Source organism: Flavobacterium sp. NKUCC04_CG (assembly GCF_019345525.1).
GTDB lineage: Bacteria > Bacteroidota > Bacteroidia > Flavobacteriales > Flavobacteriaceae > Flavobacterium.
The window spans coordinates 1-19,973 of sequence record NZ_JAHKRA010000014.1; the positions used below are offsets into that span (position 1 = coordinate 1).

The 19,973-nt window shown below is 36.3% G+C and carries 12 protein-coding genes and 1 other RNA gene; 9 read left to right on the forward strand and 4 right to left on the reverse strand.

Annotated features, from left to right (window positions below; all coding sequences use genetic code 11):
* Positions 1 to 217 (forward strand): T9SS type A sorting domain-containing protein (locus tag KO524_RS11295; RefSeq protein WP_219294129.1); only part of this gene is annotated, 217 nt, incomplete at its 5' end.
* 270 nt (positions 218 to 487) lie between these two features.
* On the opposite strand, the gene KO524_RS11300 is transcribed toward KO524_RS11295, so the two are convergent.
* Entirely contained in the window at positions 488 to 1,567 is a 1,080-nt protein-coding gene (locus KO524_RS11300) for a glutaminyl-peptide cyclotransferase (RefSeq protein WP_219294131.1), read from the reverse strand.
* Positions 1,568 to 1,654: 87 nt separating this feature from the next.
* Between KO524_RS11300 and ffs the strand changes: the two genes are divergently transcribed.
* From ffs to KO524_RS11320, 4 genes are all read left to right on the forward strand, one after another.
* An RNA gene (gene ffs, locus KO524_RS11305) (signal recognition particle sRNA small type) lies at positions 1,655 to 1,753 on the forward strand.
* Between the two features lie 248 nt (positions 1,754 to 2,001).
* Positions 2,002 to 7,050, forward strand: coding sequence for a translocation/assembly module TamB domain-containing protein (locus tag KO524_RS11310; protein ID WP_219294133.1), 5,049 nt, complete (start codon positions 2,002 to 2,004; stop codon positions 7,048 to 7,050).
* A complete protein-coding gene (locus KO524_RS11315) occupies positions 7,043 to 9,343 on the forward strand; it encodes a BamA/TamA family outer membrane protein (RefSeq protein ID WP_219294135.1) in 2,301 nt (766 codons plus the stop codon). The genes KO524_RS11310 and KO524_RS11315 overlap by 8 nt, the downstream gene beginning before the upstream one ends.
* A gap of 436 nt (positions 9,344 to 9,779) precedes the next feature.
* A complete protein-coding gene (locus KO524_RS11320; protein WP_219294136.1) occupies positions 9,780 to 11,171 on the forward strand; it encodes a sigma-54 dependent transcriptional regulator in 1,392 nt (463 codons plus the stop codon).
* Here KO524_RS11320 and KO524_RS11325 read toward each other — a convergent pair.
* Positions 11,168 to 13,600, reverse strand: coding sequence for an ATP-binding protein (locus KO524_RS11325; protein WP_219294138.1), 2,433 nt, complete (start codon positions 13,598 to 13,600; stop codon positions 11,168 to 11,170). The genes KO524_RS11320 and KO524_RS11325 overlap by 4 nt on opposite strands.
* Before the next feature lie 430 nt (positions 13,601 to 14,030).
* Between KO524_RS11325 and KO524_RS11330 the strand changes: the two genes are divergently transcribed.
* Positions 14,031 to 14,348 carry a hypothetical protein gene (locus tag KO524_RS11330; protein WP_219294140.1) on the forward strand — a complete coding sequence of 106 codons (318 nt, stop codon included), beginning with the start codon at positions 14,031 to 14,033 and terminating at the stop codon, positions 14,346 to 14,348.
* Between the two features lie 448 nt (positions 14,349 to 14,796).
* Here the strand turns inward: KO524_RS11330 and KO524_RS11335 are convergent, their stop codons facing one another.
* Positions 14,797 to 15,669, reverse strand: a complete 873-nt coding sequence (locus KO524_RS11335; RefSeq protein ID WP_219294141.1) for an SDR family oxidoreductase — start codon at positions 15,667 to 15,669, stop codon at positions 14,797 to 14,799.
* Positions 15,670 to 15,802: 133 nt separating this feature from the next.
* Between KO524_RS11335 and KO524_RS11340 the strand changes: the two genes are divergently transcribed.
* Positions 15,803 to 16,168, forward strand: a complete 366-nt coding sequence (locus KO524_RS11340) for a helix-turn-helix domain-containing protein (RefSeq protein ID WP_219294143.1) — start codon at positions 15,803 to 15,805, stop codon at positions 16,166 to 16,168.
* 162 nt (positions 16,169 to 16,330) lie between these two features.
* Here the strand turns inward: KO524_RS11340 and KO524_RS11345 are convergent, their stop codons facing one another.
* Positions 16,331 to 17,470: an acyl-CoA dehydrogenase family protein gene (locus KO524_RS11345; protein ID WP_219294145.1), complete on the reverse strand. Its 1,140-nt coding sequence runs from the start codon at positions 17,468 to 17,470 to the stop codon at positions 16,331 to 16,333.
* Between the two features lie 101 nt (positions 17,471 to 17,571).
* Between KO524_RS11345 and KO524_RS11350 the strand changes: the two genes are divergently transcribed.
* Together KO524_RS11350 and KO524_RS11355 are read left to right on the forward strand one after the other, a co-directional pair.
* Entirely contained in the window at positions 17,572 to 18,642 is a 1,071-nt protein-coding gene (locus tag KO524_RS11350; protein ID WP_219294147.1) for an anhydro-N-acetylmuramic acid kinase, read from the forward strand.
* An 87-nt stretch (positions 18,643 to 18,729) separates the two neighbouring features.
* On the forward strand, positions 18,730 to 19,956 hold the full coding sequence (locus KO524_RS11355; protein ID WP_219294149.1) for a Glu/Leu/Phe/Val dehydrogenase dimerization domain-containing protein: 1,227 nt from the start codon (positions 18,730 to 18,732) through the stop codon (positions 19,954 to 19,956).
* Positions 19,957 to 19,973 lie beyond the last annotated feature (17 nt).

The window sequence follows — 19,973 nt, forward strand, 5'->3', positions numbered from 1 at the left end:
GGTGCTCTATCCGAATCCGACTAGCGATAAAGTATATTGGCAATCGGATAGGTTATGGAAGTATTATGAGGTTTACGACTTGCAAGCGCGTATAGTAGCCAAGGGACATATTCAATTGCAAGAGGTCAGCTTAGGGCATTTAGCTTCCGGACAATATATATTGGCCTTACTGGACTACGACGGACATAAAGTCACTCAAAAGATTTTAGTAAAATAAAATTTTGCAGCTACTCATAACAACAACGTCCAGTTTGGTAGCTCAAGGAGGAATAAAAAGTTACGGAAGCTTATCTTTTTTCTTTGTCAATAGTTGAAAAAATTGCTTTTTGCAGGAGCATAAAAGATTTTAAATTTAAATTTTTTGAAAAAGAAGAATGTTACCCAATTGAATATTGTTGAGCTTTAAAATAATAGAGGCTGTCCTTTTTTGAGACAGCCTCTATTATTAGTTTAATACAGAATCAGTTTCTAATGACTGTAAAAGCATCTAATTCTGAATGATTTCAATCTCAAACATCTTATCCCAGTTTTTCCCAGTAACAAAGAAAGTTTTAGTCTTTGGATTGTATGCAATACCGTTTAAGACATCAAGGTCTGGATGATAAGTTACTTGGGTTTGAAGTTCAGAAAGGTCAACAGCGGCTTCTACTGTACCGTTTTTCGGGTTTATAATGGCGATGGCCCGTTCTCCATAAATATTGGCGTAGATTTTTCCATCAACCCATTCCATTTCATTGATTGCGCCAATTTTAACGTTATTGGTGTAAATGTTGATGTAGTCTAATTCTTTAAAGGTTTTTGGGTCAATTATATAAACGCGCTCTGATCCGTTGCTCATATATAAATTAGTTCCGTCATTGGTAAGTCCCCAACCTTCCATTTTTGCAAAATACGGAATGGTTTGTTCGCGCACTAAGGTCTCTGCATTATAAACATAGGCCTCGTTGTTTTTGTAAGTCAACTGATAAATTTTGTTATTTAATACGGTAGCACCTTCTCCAAAAACAGTTTCTGGTAATTCTACAATTTTTAAGACCTTTCCCGTTTTATAATCCACTTTTCGAATACTCGAAATTCCCTTTTTCCCCGTTCCGTTCCCCGCGCCATTTCCGGTACTCTCTATTAAGATATCGTCCAGGAATTCAAGCCCTTGTGTATAAGCTTTAATATCGTGAGGGTAGGTGTTGATGATTTTATATTGTAAAATTTTGGGAACAACAGACGAAGCCAATTCGATATGGCTGGTTGTTTCTATTGGCGTAGCACCTTGGTAGATGATGGCTTTAATGGTCATACCGCCTAATTTTTCATTTTCTAATGGGAAATTTAAAACTTGATTTTCCTTGGAAGCCCCTATTTTTTTATCATTTAAATAATAAGCTACCGAATCTATAGGGGCATTATTTTTATTGGATATAGACAATTTTAAAGCATCATTGGTGTGATAAACCTGTTTTAACTGACTCGAATCGATACTAAATGTGTTTTCTTCAGATTTTTTTTTGTCCTCACAAGAAAAAAAAGCAGCACTTAAGGATAAGGCAATAAGAAAGTTATGTTTTTTCATTTCAATTTTATATTTTGTACAAGATACAAATCTACTATATAACTTACAAATCACTTGTAAAAATATAAAAAGATTGTATCTTTGCACTGGCAAGTCCTACACGACCAGCTCCTATAGAATCCTCCAGGGTGGGAACGCAGCAAAGGTATGTAGTCGTAGCGGTGCGATGTAGGTCGCTTGCCATCTTTTAATCTTCCTCTTGGGAAGATTTTTTGTTTTATACCGATTTTTGTTTCTAAAAAATGCAATCATATTGGTAATCTCCTTCTAGTTCTTCGGCTGTTTTGTTACTGGTAAAATTGAATAATAGAGTTGCTGGACATTTCGCGAACTTTGAATTTCGAATCTCAGTATACAACTTAAATTAATTATATTAACTATTTGTACAAGGAGCCATTCTTTTTCGCTATTTTTGTTCTTAAAAAGTAGCTATTTTGAAGAAAATATTCGTAAAATCAGCGAAGATCATAGCGTGGATTATGCTCGCTGTTTTCTTGTTGTTTGTCGTGCTTATCATTTTAATACAAATTCCTTCTGTTCAGAATAAAATTAAGGACCAAGCTATTCATTATTTGGAAGGGAAAATAGGAACTAAAGTAGCGTTGCAACGCATTGAGATTGGTTTCCCCAAAAAAATAGTAATCAAAGGACTTTATTTGGAATCGCAACAAAAGGATACTTTGCTGTATGCAGATAATTTAGCGGTGGATATTTCGTTGTTTAAATTGCTAAACAATACTGTAGAACTGAACTCTATTGCATTGGATAATTTTGTTGCTCATGTAAAAAGAGATCAAAACCAGCGCTTTAATTTTGACTATATCATCGATGCTTTTGCCACAGAAGACGATCCTGATAAAGACTCCAAACCCTTTGTGATTTCGCTAGATCGTATCGACTTAAACAAGATATTTGTTACGTTTGACGACCAATATGGGGGCAATGATTTATACTTAAAATTAAATCGATTTTCTACTAGAGTCAAACGATTTGATTTGGAACAGCTGGTTTTTAATATACCAAAAATAGATTTAGATGGCGTTGATGTTCGTTTTAAACGCAGTATTGTTGATCCGCTTGAAGCAGTAGTGGTTCATAAATCAGATTCGATTTCGGAGGGTAAAATGTTGGATTTGCAATTGCGAGATATTAATCTTTCGCATATTGATATAGAATACGACGATGCCGTTTCTCAATTGTATTCTAAAGTCGATTTAAAAACACTAACGCTTATTATAGATAAATTGGATTTCGCCAATCGCGATGTGGTTATTGATGCATTAAATATAAACGATACCAAAGCTGTAGTTCGATTACTAAAATCCAACAAACCTAAAATTGCCACACCGCAGACGCCAGTAGTTGAAACCGTAACTGTTGATGATAATCCTTGGAATTTAGCTTTGGGCGAATTAAAATTACAGGGATTAGCAGTGCAATTCGACGACGAAAATGCTGTAAAGCAATTGCGTGGTATAGACTATAAACACTTAAACTTTTCAAAGTTAAATTTAGAATTACAGGATTTTCAATTTGCACCCAATAATATTTCTGGAGCCATTAAAAGTGCGCAAATACAAGAGCAATGTGGTTTAGAAATTCAAGAAATGCGAACGTATTTTATGTATGGGGCGCAGACGGCTTTTTTAAAAGATCTTTACCTAAAGACCCCGCAAACCCTATTGCAACGCGAAGTAGTTTTAATGTATGAAAACGCAGATAGTTTTACAAATCATTTAGAAGACGTTGTGGTTGACGCCTCATTGGTAGATAGTAAGTTAGGATTTAAAGATGTTTTGTTGTTTGTTCCTGATTTGGATAAACAGCCGTTGTTTAAAAACCATCCTAACGAAGTATTAACCATCGATGCACAAGTAAAAGGTCCTGTGAAAGACTTGGTTATTAACAAGTTTTTTATCAAGGGATTTGGTTCTACTTTTGCACAGGTTACCGGGCGTATTAAAGGCTTACCCGATGTGGAGAAAGCCTATTTTGACCTTGATATTAAAGACTTTCAAACAACGTCCAAAGATTTGTTAAGTATCGTTCCCAAAGGAGTGGTACCCGATAATATAAAATTACCAGCGCTGTTTTCTGTAAAGGGAAATTTTAAAGGCGGAATTAGTAATTTCAATACCAATTTAAAATTAAATTCTAGTTATGGCGCGGTTTCTTTAATAGCGCAACTCGATCAACGTTATAAAAACAAGGAAAAATATAGAGTAGATGCCGTAGTTCAAAATTTTGATATAGGTCGTTTGATTAAAAACGATTCTGTGGGTAAAGTAAGTTTGAATTTTGTAGCATCCGGACAGAGTTTTAACCCTAAAATGGCCAATGCAACCTTGTCTGGTCATTTACTACAGGCTCAATTCAATGGATACAATTATAAGGACTTATTGCTTTCTGGTACAGTAAAAGAGGGGGTTTATCAGCTGCAAACCGAAATGAATGATGCTAACATTCAGTTTGTTCTTAAAGCTAATGGACAATTGGATGAAAAGAAAATGACTCTCGAAATGGATGGTGATTTTGTTAAAGTTGATTTGTTACAGTTGCATCTCACCGATCAACCTATGGCGTTTAAAGGGCTAGTTACGGCTAATTTTTCCGACTTAAATCCCGATAACTTAAACGGTACGCTAAATATAGACGATTTTGCGTTAGCCAACGGAAAAGACGTGTTTGCATTAAATCAAATTTCGCTTGAAGCAATTGCTGACGATACGTCTAATTCCATGGTTTTAAAATCTCAATTGGCTGATGTGTCGGTAACGGGTAAATATCAGTTGACCCAATTGCCTATAGCTTTAAAAAAGACATTTTCTAAATATTTTAATCTGAACCAACAAAGCTATGAGGATTTAAAAACCACGAAGAAAGGCAAAGAAACCGCGGTAATAGGGGATCAAGAAGTCAATTTAAAGATATTGGTGAAAAACGACCCCATATTGACTAAATTCTTACCGGAATTAAAGCGTTTTGACAATATAGTTGCCGATGGGAAATACGTGTCTGCGCAAGACTATATTGCCTTTAGTGCCAATATACCTAATGTGGAATATGGGAAAAATACGGTGTCGAATATCGGTTTTGATTTAAAACCTAAAAATAATGCATTGGCCTATAGTTTCTCTGTAGATAAGATTCAAACCGAAAGCTTTGCTATTAATCAAGTGCTTTTAGATGGAGCTGTGCACGATAACATCTTAACCTATGATTTGGAGGTAAAAGATTCGGAAAACGAGGTTCAATATGGAATAGCTGGAAGTTTAGAAACCTTACCAGATTATTTACAGCTTAAGTTATTACCGGAATCACTTAAACTGAATTATGAAAGTTGGGAAGTAACACCTAATAATCAAATTAGAATAGCAACAGCAGGTATTAATGCGCAAGATTTTGTGTTGTCCAAAGCGGGCAGTAAAATGGAATTACAGTCGCAAACCACGGCCTTTGACTCGCCTTTGGTTGTTAATTTCAACCGTTTCGATATACAGACACTCACGGCTATAGTCAAAAAAGATGTCACTTTTGCTAAAGGATTTATTGATGGTCAAGTAGAATTACGTCATTTAACGAAGGATTTGGTTTTTGTTTCTGATGTTACAGTCACGGAATTGGAGGTAATGGAAGCTAAAGTGGGTGATTTATCGATAGCCGTTAGCAACGAATTGCCTAATCAATACGATGCCAAGGTAGAATTAACTGGGCAAGGGAATCAAATGGCATTGCAAGGGGCATATTATGCCATCGACAAAACGTTTAAACTCGAAATGAAAATTGATCAATTACAAATGGCAACGGTAGAAGGTTTTTCTATGGGAAACATTTCCAATTCGGAAGGGTTTTTATCTGGAGTTTTTGATATAACAGGTACGGCTGCCAAACCGGCTGTTTTGGGGCAATTTAAATTTAATAACGTCAGTATTCATGCAGTTCCATTAAATGCAGATTATAAAAACATCAACGAAACCATAGATTTTACACCTACGGGAATTGTACTGCATCGCTTCGAAATTACGGATGCCGACAATAATAAATTGGCTATTGATGGACGTGTAAATACTAAAAATTACTCGGACTTTAAGTTTGACTTAACCGTGGTTACTAATAATTTTAAAGCGATCAGTTCCACTGAAAAAGACAATGATTTTTATTACGGTAATCTTTATTTAGACGCCAATTTAAAAATTACTGGTGATTTAAATAAACCCGAGGTCATTGGAAAAGTAGCTATTGATAAAAACACCAAGTTTACGGTAGTCATGCCACAGCAAGATCCATCGATTGCCGACCGAGAAGGCATAGTCGAATTTATTGATCAACGCGATCAAAGACTGTTACAAACCATACAAATAGGGAATCAAATTAATGAATCCGATTTGAAGGGAATGGATGTGTCTGTTGATATTCAGGTCGATAAAGAAGCGGAATTAATTTTGGTGATTGATAAAGCCAACGGTGATATGTTGAAATTAAAAGGTGAAGCCGAATTGACGGGAGGTATCGACCCATCAGGTAAAACGACTTTAACGGGTAAATATGAATTTACTGAGGGGTCTTACGAGATGTCTTTTAATTTTTTAAGACGAAAATTTGATATTCAAAAGGGAAGTAATATAATATGGACTGGCGAACCCACCATGGCAACGCTTGATTTAACGGCGATTTATAATGTAAAAACGGCTCCGATTGATTTATTGGAAAGTCAGCTATCTGGATTAACTCCAATGGTTAAGAATACTTATAAACAAAAAATTCTTTTTCAGACATTACTAAAGATGAAGGGGGAGTTACTCAAGCCGGAGATTAGTTTCGACATTACCCTGCCTGAGGATAATAGCTCGGTTTCTTCTGATGTTTTATCTAATACTAAAGCCAAATTGGAACAGTTGCGTTTGCAACCTTCTGAAATGAATAAACAGGTATTTGCCTTATTGCTATTAAGTCGTTTTGTAGGAGAAAATCCATTTGCAAGTGAAGCGGGTGGTATGAGTGCCGAGTCGATGGCCAGACAAAGTGTGAGTAAAATACTATCGGAGCAACTCAATAATTTGGCAGGAGATTTAATTGCTGGAATAGAAATGGATTTTGATTTGCAATCTACCGAAGATTATAGCTCTGGTGAAAAAGAGAATCGAACCGATTTAAATGTAGGTGTTTCCAAAAGAATGTTAGACGATCGATTAAAAGTAACTATAGGTAGTACTTTTGGTTTGGAAGGTTCAGAGCGTCAGAATGAACAATCCACCAATATTGCAGGCGATTTGTCTGTCGAATATATGTTGTCCAAAGACGGGCGTTATATGTTGCGTGCATATCGAAAAAACCAATATCAAGTTGCTTTACAAGGACAGGTGGTTGAAACGGGGGTAGGTTTTATAATAACAATGAGTTATGAGCATTTTAGAGAATTGTTTGAACGAAGTAAAGAGAGAAAAACATTAAGACGTCAAACCAAAGTAGAAAAGCATGAATAAGGTTTATATATTGGTAGGAGGATTGATAGTATTGGTTATGGGATTAAGTTCTTGTAGTAATACGCGTTATCTAAAATCGGGTGAATTGCTCTATGTTGGTGCTTCCATTAAGATTGAAGACGATTCGCTTTCCAAAAGTCAAAAAAAGGAATTACGCAGCAGTTTAGAAGAGTTGGTGCGGCCGAAACCCAATTCCAAAATATTGGGATTACGTCCCAAATTGTATTTCTATAATTTAGCGGGAGAACCAAAAAAAGATAAGGGAATACGACATTGGATACGTAATAAGTTAGGTGAGGCCCCTGTATTGTATGGTAAAGTAGATTTGGACTATAATGAGGCAATAATGTCTAATTATGCCGAAAATCAAGGCTATTTTAATACAAAAGTAAATTCGGATAGCATTGTGAAAAGCAAAAGGGTTGAAGTGGTTTATACCGTAAAGCCCCAAAAGGTATTTAGCATTCGAAATATTACATTTGTATCGGATTCTACTGAAGTACAAAAGGAGATTTACAAGACCAAAAGACGCAGTTTGCTCAAAAAGGGCAAGCCCTTCAATTTGGAGGTGGTTAAAAACGAACGCATCCGTATCGATAGTCGCTTAAAGGAAAAAGGATATTATTATTTTAATCCCGATTATTTGTTGGTACAAGTAGATAGTACCGTGGGTAATAATCAGGTAGATCTTTTTGTCAAGGTAAAAGAAACGACACCTACTGTAGCTAAGAGCCCTTATACCATAGAAAAGGTGGTGGTATATACTGATTATTCTTTAAATGAATCCAATCTAAATGCGAGTGTATGGGATACGATTAAGCCGTATAATGATTTTATTATTGTCGATCCAACAAAACGTTTTCGACCTCAGATTTATGACCGAACCTTGTATTTTAAAAAAGGCGATTTATATAACCGAACCAATCACAATTTATCTTTAAATAGATTGGTGAATTTGGGAACTTTTAAGTTTGTTAAAAATCAATTTGTAATTGCGGATTCCACTAAGCATACTTTAAATTCATTTTATTTTTTAACACCAGACGAACCCAAATCAATTCGTTTGGAATTGTTGGGAAAAACCAATTCTGCCAGTTATACGGGATCTGAAATCAATCTTAATTGGAGGAATCGCAATTTTTTTAAAGGAGCAGAGTTGTTTACCATTTCGGCCTATGGTGGAATGGATTTTCAAATGTCTTCTGCCAATAAAGGATATGATATTTATAAATTTGGTACCGAAGCCAATCTGATTTGGCCACGGATTATTTCGCCCTTTAAATTTCACTCGGCAAGTGGTTATGTTCCGAGAACTAAGGCTACTCTGGGATATGAATTTCAAAACCGAACCAAACTGTATGCTTTACATTCTTTTAAGGGATCGTTTGGGTATTTGTGGAAAGAAGACATTAAAAAAGAACACGAGTTAAATATCATCGACATCAATTATGTAAGTCCAGAGAAGGTTAGTGACTTATATCAGCAAGAAATTGTTGACAATCCTTCGTTACAACATGTTTTGGATAAACAGTTAATATTTGGTCCTAAGTATTCTTATACCTATACCAATACGATGCAGAAGTTTAAAAAGAACACCATTTATTACAAAGGTATATTGGATTTGTCTGCCAACTTAACGGGTTTATTGATGAAAGCCAGTGAAGAAGACGGAGAGCAAAAATCGATATTGGGAGTGCCGTTTAGTCAATATGTAAAAGTTGAAAACGACTTTAGGTATTATCGTCGACTAACGAAAAATTCGCAATTGGCAACAAGGATAGTCGCTGGAATCGGATTTCCATACGGGAACTCCGAACAAATGCCTTATATCAAGCAGTTTTTTGTTGGTGGAACCAATAGTATTCGTGCATTTAGATCGCGTTCATTAGGTCCGGGTAGTTTTAACCCAACGCAGAATACTTCCGGATTTATGCCGGATCAATCAGGCGATATTACCTTGGAGTTGAATGTAGAATACCGAGCAAAGCTTTTTAGTATTGTTCATGGTGCTTTGTTTATGGATGCGGGTAATATTTGGTTATTGCACGAAGATATCGAAAAGCCAGGCGGAAAAATATCAAAGGATTTTTATAAAGAATTGGCTGTTGGTATCGGTGCCGGATTGCGTTTTGATATTTCATTTTTGGTTATTCGAACCGATTTAGCATTTCCGATACGGGTGCCTTATCTTCCTGAAGCCAGTCGATGGACCCTAGATAAGGTTGATTTTGGCGATAGTCAATGGCGAAAAGACAATTTGATTTTTAATATAGCCATCGGTTATCCGTTCTAATTCCCTGTTTTTTGTGGATTTTTTCCACAACTGTAGAAAAATAGTGCCGACTTTTCTCCAATGAATTTGTGTTGTTATTTTAAATAGTTACTTGGTTTTTAGTGTTTTAAGGTTCTTGTAGGGCTTTTTAATTATCTGGCATGATTTTGATAGTATAATTAAGTGTAAAAGTGTTATGAAAATAGTTTTTTGTTAATCGCCTAGTGATGGGTATATTAATTTAAGACATTGCTTTGAAAAAGAAAAATAGAATGAAGTTTGTTACCAACTTAAAAGGTAACGCAAAATCGTTAGTAAGGTGATGAAGAGAAATCTTCATGCAAAGGGAGGCAATAGCCTCCTTTTGTGTTTACTAGGGTTTTTCTTGAATCTATTTGAGGGCTTATGCGATAAAAAACACTAAATTTGTATCTAAAGAAACAAAAATCAGTTTTGTATGAGCCATAAAATTCTTGTGATTGATGACGATATATCCTTTTGTATTATGTTAAAAACCTTTTTGGAGAAAAAAGGTTTTATTGTCACCAATGCATTTAACTCTAAAGAGGCCGAAATCTGTTTTAACAAAGAGAATTTTGACGTAGTATTGACGGATGTACGCTTGCCCGATAGCGATGGAATTGAATTGCTTAAGGCAATTAAACAAAAATCATTTGCGACTCAAGTGATTTTAATGACGGGTTATACGGAAATTAAGACGGCTGTTAATGCGATGAAATTAGGCGCTTTCGATTATGTAGGTAAACCGATTAATCCCGATGAAATACTGTTTACCATTCATCAAGCTTTGGATAAGAAAGCGGCCAAGAAAGTAGCGGTTTCTGAAACGGACACTGTTGTTAATGCACAGTCAAACCACAGCGGACAGGCAACTGAATTTGTTGAAGGAGCCAGTAAAGCTTCTTCGACCTTACACGAATACATCAATCTAGTGGCACCGACCAATATGTCTGTATTGATTATGGGAGAAAGTGGTACTGGAAAGGAAAATATAGCTCATTCAATACATCTAAAGAGCAAACGTGCCCAAAAACCTTATATCGCTGTTGATTGTGGTGCTATTCCGAAAGATTTGGCTTCTAGTGAGTTTTTCGGACATATAAAGGGATCATTTACTGGCGCTATTAATGATAAAATGGGACATTTTGAAGCGGCCAATGGCGGTACTATTTTCTTGGATGAAGTGGGGAATTTATCCTATGAAGTTCAAGTGCAGTTGTTGCGTGCTTTACAAGAGCGCAAAGTGAAACCTGTGGGAAGTAATCATGAAGTAATAGTAGATATCCGCGTTATAGCAGCGACCAATGAGGATTTGCAAAAAGCAGTTAAAGACGGAGAGTTTAGAGAGGATTTGTTTCATCGACTTAACGAATTTGGTATTCAAGCTCCGCGTTTAGCGGAAAGGCGAGAAGATATTTTGATGTTTGCAGATCATTTTTTAAACCAGTCAAATCGCGACTTAGATAAACGTGTTCTCGGTTTTAGTCCGGAAGTAGAAAGTCTGTTTTTGAGTTACGATTGGCCTGGAAATCTTCGCGAGATGAAAAACATTATCAAACGATCGGTTTTGCTTACTAAAGAAGAATGGATCTCAAAAGAAGTTTTGCCCGCGGAGATGTTTGAAGCAAGTGCTATACGTACTCAAAATGCAGTTAATATTGAGAATCAAGAGGAGGATTTACGATTGTTTTCTTCACGTAATGAAGAACAAGCCATTCGTACCGCTTTGGAAAAGGTTAAATTTAATAAAACCAAAGCCGCCCAATTGTTGGGTATTGATAGAAAAACACTTTACAACAAAATAAAATTATATGAAATCGAGCTCTAATGGAGCTCGATTTTTTTTAGTAGTGCTAATACCTTTTCTATTTCTTGATCTAATTGGTCGATATAAGCTTCTAAATCGGCAGCGGTAATATAGTCCAATTGATAATCTTCTATGGGCTCTAGCAACGGAATAACCGTAGTGATTTCCAATTGTCGAAACATCGGAAGCATTTTATGAGCCACGTCACTCAAAGCGTTTTCATCCATTACTTGAGCAGCTTCACGGAGTTCTAACAGGTTTTGTTCAGTGCTATTGACAAAAATCTGTAAAATGTTTTTCATCGCTACTTCATCATCCTGTATAAAGGGCCTTAATCCCGTTAAATTATAAAGTTCTTGGATGTCGTTCGGATGCGTAAACGCGGCGGTAGGAACATCTTGAACCGTGATTCCCCAAATGGATTGCAACATGCGAATCAAGACAGTAATCTGGATCGGTTTTGGATGAGAATTGGTAAAACCTAATTCGATAAAGTCTTCGGCACTTAAATCGCGCTTGCCCGATAGTGCAATAATGGGAATGGATGCAAAAGTAGGGTGGTTTTGCAATAGCGTTATCAATTCAAATCCGTCAACTTTTGGCATTTGAATATCGGTTAAAATCACATCATACCGTTCTTGTTCTAGTGTTTGAATAATCAGTGATGCATCATTTAACACGGTTAGGCCTTTAACTAAAGGGGCAAAAACCTCTTGCATTAATTGCAATTGAAGCGCATCGTCATCGATAATCAATAAACGCTTATCTTTCAAAAAATGAAGATCATTTTCGGAAAGTTCGTTGTCTAATTTGGATATTTTTTTATTGGATGCCTGTATGGGTATACGTAAGGTAAAAGTAGAACCTTGCCCTAAAGTACTCTTAACGCTAATCGTGCCATAAAGCAGTTCTGCTATGCGTTGAGAGATGTTTAGTCCCAATCCTGTACCACCAAATTTTTTCTCAATACCCTCATGAGCTTGTTTAAACTCCTTAAAAATATCGTTGATTTGATCGGGTGCTATTCCAATACCCGAATCGGTGACACTTATTTCGACCCATTCAAATTCGCGAGTAATCGAGATCAATACTGTTCCTTCTTGAGTGAATTTAATGGCATTGGTAATCAAATTGGTCAAAGCTTGTTTAATGCGATACGGGTCAGAAACATAATTCTGATTTAAGGAATCATCGACAACCCATTTTAAAGTAATATTTTTATTAATCGCATTTTGCTGCAAAGGCATACAGGTTGAATCAATAAGCTCTTTAAAGTTGAAAATCTTCTTTTCTATGTTTATTTTGTTGTTTTCCAGTTTAGAGAAGTCAATTAAATCATCGACCAAATTTACGATGTATTGAGATGAATACCGGATGTTTTGAAGATAGGTCCGCTGTTTGTCTGTTAAATCGGTTTTGCTGAGCAATTCGGTAAATCCCAAAACACTACCTAAGGGCGTTTGTATATCGTGAGTAACCGTAGCTAAAAGCATGGTTTTACTGCGTAATAATACCTCTTTTTCGGCATTTAATTTCTCCAGTTCTGTACGGTAGCGCTGTGTTTGATTTAAATCGTTTAGTATAATCCAGCCCAACAATACTACGGTGATTAAAGCCGATGTACCTATCCAAGCGATATTGGTTGTCGCATTACCTATTAACGTACGTGAATCGCTGATTTTCTGATATGAAGCAGTTAATATATTGTGTTCTACACTTTCTAAAATATAGCGCAGCTGGTCGGTTAAATTTTTATTTTCTTGCAGGAGGGAATGTTCTTTTTTAAGGAGTTCCTGCTGAACCACGGTTTCCTTTTTAGCGGCTTGCTCAAAAATACGTTCGACCGCTCGAGCCAACGAATCGGTTAAACCCGGTTGGTTGATTGTGGTTTTTACCGTATCCGATTCCGCCTTCCAAGCCTTAACCATTCTTCCCCAAAGCGATCGTTTCTCTTTTTCTGTGGTGTGTATGATTGGTTTGTTATCCTTTTCAATTTGCTCCTTAGCTTGATGTATTTGATTGATGGCTAAGTCGTAATTTTCAGAACTATTCATCTTTTGCCGAAAAGAGACAATCTCATCAAAACTCTTTTTCTTTTTGTGTAATAGCTGTTGAATAGTATCCAGTTTGAAAATCAATTCGGGTGTTTCTACATCGAGTTTAATCAATTCAATCTGATGGTTAACACTGTCTAATTGTTGATGATATTTTTTGATTTCAGAGGTTTTACCAGTCAAAATAGCACTTCGACTCGAGGCTTCGGAAGAGTATAGATTGTTGATAGCACTACTAATCATAAAGATTTTATTGCTCTCTTCAATCACGCTTTGTTCGGGTAGTGTGATCAATTTCATTTGCCTAAAAATATAAGCTCCGGAAAATAAAGCCGCACCAAACAGTACGATATATACAATTAGAATTTTAAACTTGATGGACTTCGAATTTTTCATAGTATAAAGATATTATTTCTTTTTAAAGTGTCCTCTTTAAAAAGGTTTTAATATAGAAGAGCTCTCGCTAAGTGAGGCGTGCACTTCGAGTTGAAGTAGCCTTTTGAGCTTGTGCGTATTAGTGAAAAAAGAATAACTCTAGGCATGCATTTTAGAATCAAACAGTATCGTTTACCAATTAAATTAGACTTTAAATGATGTTTTTAAATATTTTATAAGTTGGGTTTTGCTTACTGTAGCCATTACTTTTGCGTAAATTTTAGAATATATTTTTATGAGAAAGTTTTTAATATTGTTTTTGGTCGCTGCTTTTGGTGTGAATTCTTGTTCTAGTGATGATGATTCTTCGTAATTAGCGGACAATTTGCTAATTGGAAGTTGGAACATAACAAAATAAATAGCACTGGACGAAAACGGTGAAATCGTAGAAATGGATTATATAGAACTTCCAGAGGTTTGTCCAAATGATGTATTAGAAATTTCGGAAGATAATACACTTAAAATTACAGATTACGAATATGATTTAGCCCTTGCTAAATGCGAGGTTTACAACGAGGCTATAGGGACTTGGAACAGCGCATTAGGTTTTTTGTACCTTTCATTAGGTACTGCATCAGCTAGGAAGTGTGAACTAATGACTTTAAATGCCGATGTTGTGGTATTGGAGTATCCTTTATCAGAGGATATTGCACCGAATTATGAGTTAAATGTGACCAAAATCAGACTCGTTTTGGAAAGAATAAAGTAGAGATAAATAGTGTTTTTTTTTTGTAAACTGGGTTGCATTCTGTGATTTGGTGCAACCCGGTTTTTTGATTTCTATTGGTTATGCGGTTATTTTAAATTAGGGCTCTAAATTGTTTTTGTCAAAAGCATTTAATATATTCCTATAAACAGCTTTTTATCTTTATTTAAATGCCTGTTGCAATTGATGAGAAGGAAGGATGATGGCGGTAAATTATCTTCTGTAAAAAAGGCTTTAAGTGCTGTTTTTTAAACCTTATTTTCCTTGTATTTTATTTGTAATCAGTACTTTTGAATAAGTTATTGTGAAAATAAAATGCAATGGTGGTTATGGGTGAATTGCCGTGATTTTGTTTTTTTTTGTTGACACAATAGATACTTTAGGGTATGTTTTTTGTTTGGTATTCTAGGCTGTATTGAATTTTCAATACGGCCTAGTTTTTTATACCTACTTATTTTTTGATGTAAAAAGCGCTTAAAAATGAAGCAACACTAGTCGGTTCTCTTTGCAGTATTTGTTGGAGTGATGAAGCTGTTTTTTCAAATTCTCCAGCGGCAATACTCGCCATAATTCCAGCAAATAATCCGACTACAGCCTCCGGTAATCCCGCTTCTGTTAATGCGGTTTTATACGAAGCAATGTTCGGCGAAATATAATTGATGTTTTGATTTAATATAGCAGAGAGGATAGTGGCAATTTCTGCGAAGGTAACTGCTTTTGATGGGGTTAAATCCAAGGTTTGATTAACATAAGCCGTTCCACTTAAAACCGTTGCCGCTGCTTCGGCTAATTCGGCTCTAGAAGTAAAGGCAACCTTACCGTTTTCAGCAGGAGCGTAAAGCACTTTTTGCTCTGAAATTGCGGGGCCTATAATATCTGGGAGCATATCCATATACAAACCGTTGCGCAATATAGTATAGTTTAATCCACTTTCTTTAAGTGCGTTTTCTGTAGCCACATAAACCAGCATTAAGGCAGCATTGGGTGAGTCTAGAGCCGTTGACTTAAATTGAAAGCTGGTAAAAACTACATGTTTTACTCCCGCTTCTTTAGCGGCGCGAATAACGTTTTTATGATGGGTATCTCTGTTTTCCATATCGTTAGATGATACAAACAACAAACGTTCTGTGCCTGTAAAGGCTCGAACAAGTGAGGGATAATCACCGTAATCTCCAATGCGAACTTGCGCTCCATCGGCTTCTAAATCGCTTACTTTACTTGCGTTACGAGTTAGAATAGCCAAGGGTTTGTCGGGATTGTTTTTTAAAAAGGTTTGGGCGGCGATGCGGCCAAAATTTCCAGATGTTCCAGTTATTAAATACATATCTTTTTTATTTTGAAATTAATGATTACTTTTGGTAAGTCAAAGATAAAAAGTAAGTTTTTAATAAACAATAAGTTAACTCCAGGTTACTGACTTACGTTAAAGTAACTAATAGTGATAATCAACGGATTAGATGGAAAAAAAAATAAGAGAATTTTCAAATACGGAGCAATGTCCCGTTCGCAATGTATTAGATCGTTTTGGAGATAAATGGTCTATGTTGATTATTTTGCTACTCGGCGAACAGGAAGTAATGCGATTTAACGAAATGCATAAGGCAATTGGCGATATCTCGCAAAAAATGCTGACGGTGTCTGTGCGTAAACTCGAAGCAGATGGGTTGATTTCGAGACAAATATATCCGGTTATTCCACCACGGGTAGAATATCAGTTAACGCCCTTAGGCAGAAGTTTGTTGCCGCTTATGGCGACAATCTCCGATTGGGCCAATAAAAATATGCAACAGATTTTACAGCATAGAGCGCAGTTTGTTTCCTAGAATATGCCGTTAGTGCTATAATGATTAAAAATGGTGTCGTTAATTGAGGTGGGGATATAGCCTTATTTTGGGGCTTCTAACAATTGAATATAAGCGATAGCATAAAAAAAAGCTGTATCAGTTCGATACAGCTTTTTTGATTGATATAATTTAGAGAAATGTTTATTTAGAAATTCCTCTTGAGATAACGATTTTTTGAATCTCCGAAGTTCCTTCGTAGATTTGAGTAATCTTAGCATCGCGCATCATACGCTCTACATGGTATTCTCTTACATATCCGTTTCCACCGTGAATTTGAACTGCTTCAACTGCAGTATCCATAGCTGTTTGTGAAGCAAATAACTTAGCCATAGCTCCAGAAATAGAGATATCTTGACCGTTATCTTTTTCGTAAGCCGCTTTAAAACAAAGCATTCTCGCTGCAGATATATTCGTAGCCATATCAGCCAATTTAAAAGCAATAGCTTGGTGATTGATAATTTCAGTACCAAATGCTTTGCGTTCTTTAGCGTATTTTAAAGACAATTCATAAGCGCCTTGAGCAATTCCTAATGCTTGAGATGCAATACCAATACGCCCACCGTTTAACACATTCATCGCAAAGGCAAATCCGAATCCGTCTTCACCGATTCTGTTTTCTTTAGGAACTTTTACATCGGTAAACATCAAAGAATGTGTATCAGAACCGCGAATACCCATTTTTTGCTCTTTGGCTCCGATTTCAAAACCAGCCCATCCTTTTTCAACGATGAAGGCATTGATTCCCTTGTGTTTTTTCTCTGGATGTGTATGTGCGATAACGATATACGTTGAGGCTGTACTTCCGTTGGTAATCCAGTTTTTAGTTCCGTTTAAGATATAGTGATCTCCCATATCTACCGCAGTTGTTTTTTGAGAAGTCGCATCCGAACCCGCTTCCGGCTCAGACAAACAAAAAGCACCAATCACTTGACCGGAAGCCAATGGGGTTAGATATTTTTGTTTTTGTTCTTCATTACAATATTTTTCAAGTCCAGCACAAACCAAAGAGTTGTTTACAGACATAACTACAGCAGCTGATGCATCTACTTTGGCAATTTCTTCCATAGCCAAAATGTAAGCAACACTGTCCAATCCGCTACCCCCGTATTTAGGGTCAACCATCATTCCTAGGAAACCCAGTTCCCCCATTTTTTTAACTTGTTCAGTCGGAAAGATTTGATTTTCATCTCTTTCGATTACACCTGGTAGCAATTCTGTTTGAGCAAAATCACGCGCAGCTTGCTGAATCATCAAATGCTCTTCTGATAATTTAAAATCCATTTAATTCGTTTTTTATTGAAAGTATTATTTGTGTCCTTTATAAGCTTTCAAATATACTTTATAATTATCAATTCTTCAAGAGGAATTACTATTTTTAACCTATGCTAAAAAATAAATATACGGTTATCGGTACGATGTCTGGGACTTCTTTGGATGGTATTGATTTGTGCTATGTAGTCTTTGATTATCAGGATAATAAATGGAATAGCGAAATCATACATTGTGAAACTATTGCCTATTCCACAGCTTGGGAAGACCGACTTAGACAAGCGGTTTTTGCCTCTGAAGAGGATGTTAAAGCGCTTAATGTGGAATACACCGAGTTATTAGTTGTGGTTTACAATGACTTTATGCTTCGAAATAACATCAAAAGTGTCGATGCGATTTGTTCCCACGGGCACACTATATTTCATCGCCCGGAATTGGGATATACTTTGCAAATCGGGAATTTAGCCAATCTAGCAACGGGAACCCGACAGCGCGTAGTTTGTGATTTTAGAATACAAGACGTGAAGTTAGGAGGGCAAGGAGCACCATTAGTTCCACTTGGAGACGCCTTGTTGTTTGCCGATTATGATGCGTGTTTAAACTTGGGTGGTTTTGCTAATATGTCTTATACCGATACAGTAGGAACGCGCCTGGCCTTCGATATCGTTGCGGTTAACACCGTTTTAAATCACTATGCCAACAAATTGGGCAGGAGTTACGACGATGGCGGATTAATTGCGCGAAGCGGAACGGTCAATAGTGCTTTGCTGAAGCAATTAAATCTCTTGCCATTTTATGATTTGCCTGCGCCCAAATCCTTGGGTATAGAAATGGTTAATGCACTTTTATTGCCAATTATAGACTCGTTTTCTTGTACCGTTGAAGAAGTGCTTTGTACATATGTAGAACACATTGCTTTTCAAATAGCACGCTCTATACCAGAATTTTGCAAAAATATATTGGTTACTGGTGGTGGAGCTTACCACTCTTTTTTGATGGAGCGACTTCGTTTTTATAAACCCGATTTAGCTATTGTCGTTCCAGATTCGCAATTGATAAATTATAAGGAAGCTTTAGTATTTGCTCTTTTAGGGGTGTTAAGACTCGAGAATCAGGTTAATGTTTTGGCCAGTGTAACCGGAGCATTCGAAAATCACTCATCAGGAGTAGTGTTTAATCCATAAAATGGAATTATTAGTCTATTTGGATTGGAAAGTATTTGGTTTTGGGGTTATATTTGTGCGAACTAATCAAAAACTAAAATTTTTTAAATGAAAGATTTATTAAAGAAATTCGAGGATAAAGAACCAGAGATTGTATTTCATTGGCAAGATGCAGAAACGGAAGCAGAAGGCTGGGCCGTAATTAACTCTTTGCGCGGTGGTGCAGCTGGTGGAGGTACTCGTATGAGAAAAGGTTTAGATAAAAATGAAGTGCTGTCTTTGGCTAAAACGATGGAAGTAAAGTTCTCTGTTTCTGGACCAGCCATAGGTGGAGCAAAATCTGGAATTAACTTTGACCCAAATGATCCTCGTAAAAAAGGCGTTTTGGAACGTTGGTATAAAGCGGTTTTTCCGTTGTTAAAAAATTATTACGGTACTGGAGGTGATATGAACGTGGACGAAATTCACGAAGTAATTCCAATGACGGAGGCTTGTGGTCTTTGGCATCCACAGGAAGGTGTTTTTAACGGACATTTTAAACCTACTGAAGCAGAGAAAATTACAAGAATTGGACAATTGCGTCAAGGTGTTGTAAAAGATGTAGAAAGTGAAGTTTACTCTCCACAAGTAAACAAGAGATATAAAGTAGCTGATTTGATTACTGGATTTGGTGTTGCAGAAGCGGTTTTGCATTATTACACGATTTACGGTGGATCTGTTGTTGGAAAACGCGCTATCATCCAAGGATTTGGAAATGTAGGTTCGGCAGCAGCTTATTATTTAGCTAAAATGGGAGCTAAAGTAGTGGGTATTATCGACCGTGATGGAGGTATTATCAATGAAAACGGATTCTCATTTGAAGAAATTAAAACCTTATACATCAACAAAAAAGGAAATACTTTAGTAGCAGATAACATGATTCCTTTTGAGGAAATTAATGCTAAAATATGGAGCATAGGTGCAGAGATTTTTACGCCTTGCGCTGCTTCAAGATTGGTGACTAAAGACCAATTGGATCAAATGATTGGAAACGGATTAGAGGTAATTTCTTGTGGAGCAAATGTACCGTTTGCAGATAAAGAAATTTTCTTTGGACCTATTATGGAAATGGTAGATAGTAAAATCAGTTTAATTCCAGATTTTATTTCAAATTGTGGTATGGCTCGTGTATTTGCGTATTTGATGAGTTCTAAAGTAGATTTGACCGATGAGGCTATTTTTGAAGATGCTTCTGCTATTATTGGTAAGGCTTTAAAAGCGGCACACCAACGCAATAGTTCTAAGCAAAATATCAGTGCTACTGCCTTTGAAATTGCCTTAAAACAATTGGTATAGTATTAGTAGTATATACT

Coding starts and splice junctions, on each gene's coding strand:
- KO524_RS11300 (WP_219294131.1), bottom strand. CDS start 1,567: ATGAAAAAACATAACTTTCTTATTGCCTTATCCTTAAGTGCTGCTTTT.
- KO524_RS11315 (WP_219294135.1), top strand. CDS start 7,043: ATGAATAAGGTTTATATATTGGTAGGAGGATTGATAGTATTGGTTATG.
- KO524_RS11320 (WP_219294136.1), top strand. CDS start 9,780: ATGAGCCATAAAATTCTTGTGATTGATGACGATATATCCTTTTGTATT.
- KO524_RS11325 (WP_219294138.1), bottom strand. CDS start 13,600: ATGAAAAATTCGAAGTCCATCAAGTTTAAAATTCTAATTGTATATATC.
- KO524_RS11330 (WP_219294140.1), top strand. CDS start 14,031: ATGGATTATATAGAACTTCCAGAGGTTTGTCCAAATGATGTATTAGAA.
- KO524_RS11335 (WP_219294141.1), bottom strand. CDS start 15,669: ATGTATTTAATAACTGGAACATCTGGAAATTTTGGCCGCATCGCCGCC.
- KO524_RS11340 (WP_219294143.1), top strand. CDS start 15,803: ATGGAAAAAAAAATAAGAGAATTTTCAAATACGGAGCAATGTCCCGTT.
- KO524_RS11345 (WP_219294145.1), bottom strand. CDS start 17,470: ATGGATTTTAAATTATCAGAAGAGCATTTGATGATTCAGCAAGCTGCG.
- KO524_RS11350 (WP_219294147.1), top strand. CDS start 17,572: ATGCTAAAAAATAAATATACGGTTATCGGTACGATGTCTGGGACTTCT.
- KO524_RS11355 (WP_219294149.1), top strand. CDS start 18,730: ATGAAAGATTTATTAAAGAAATTCGAGGATAAAGAACCAGAGATTGTA.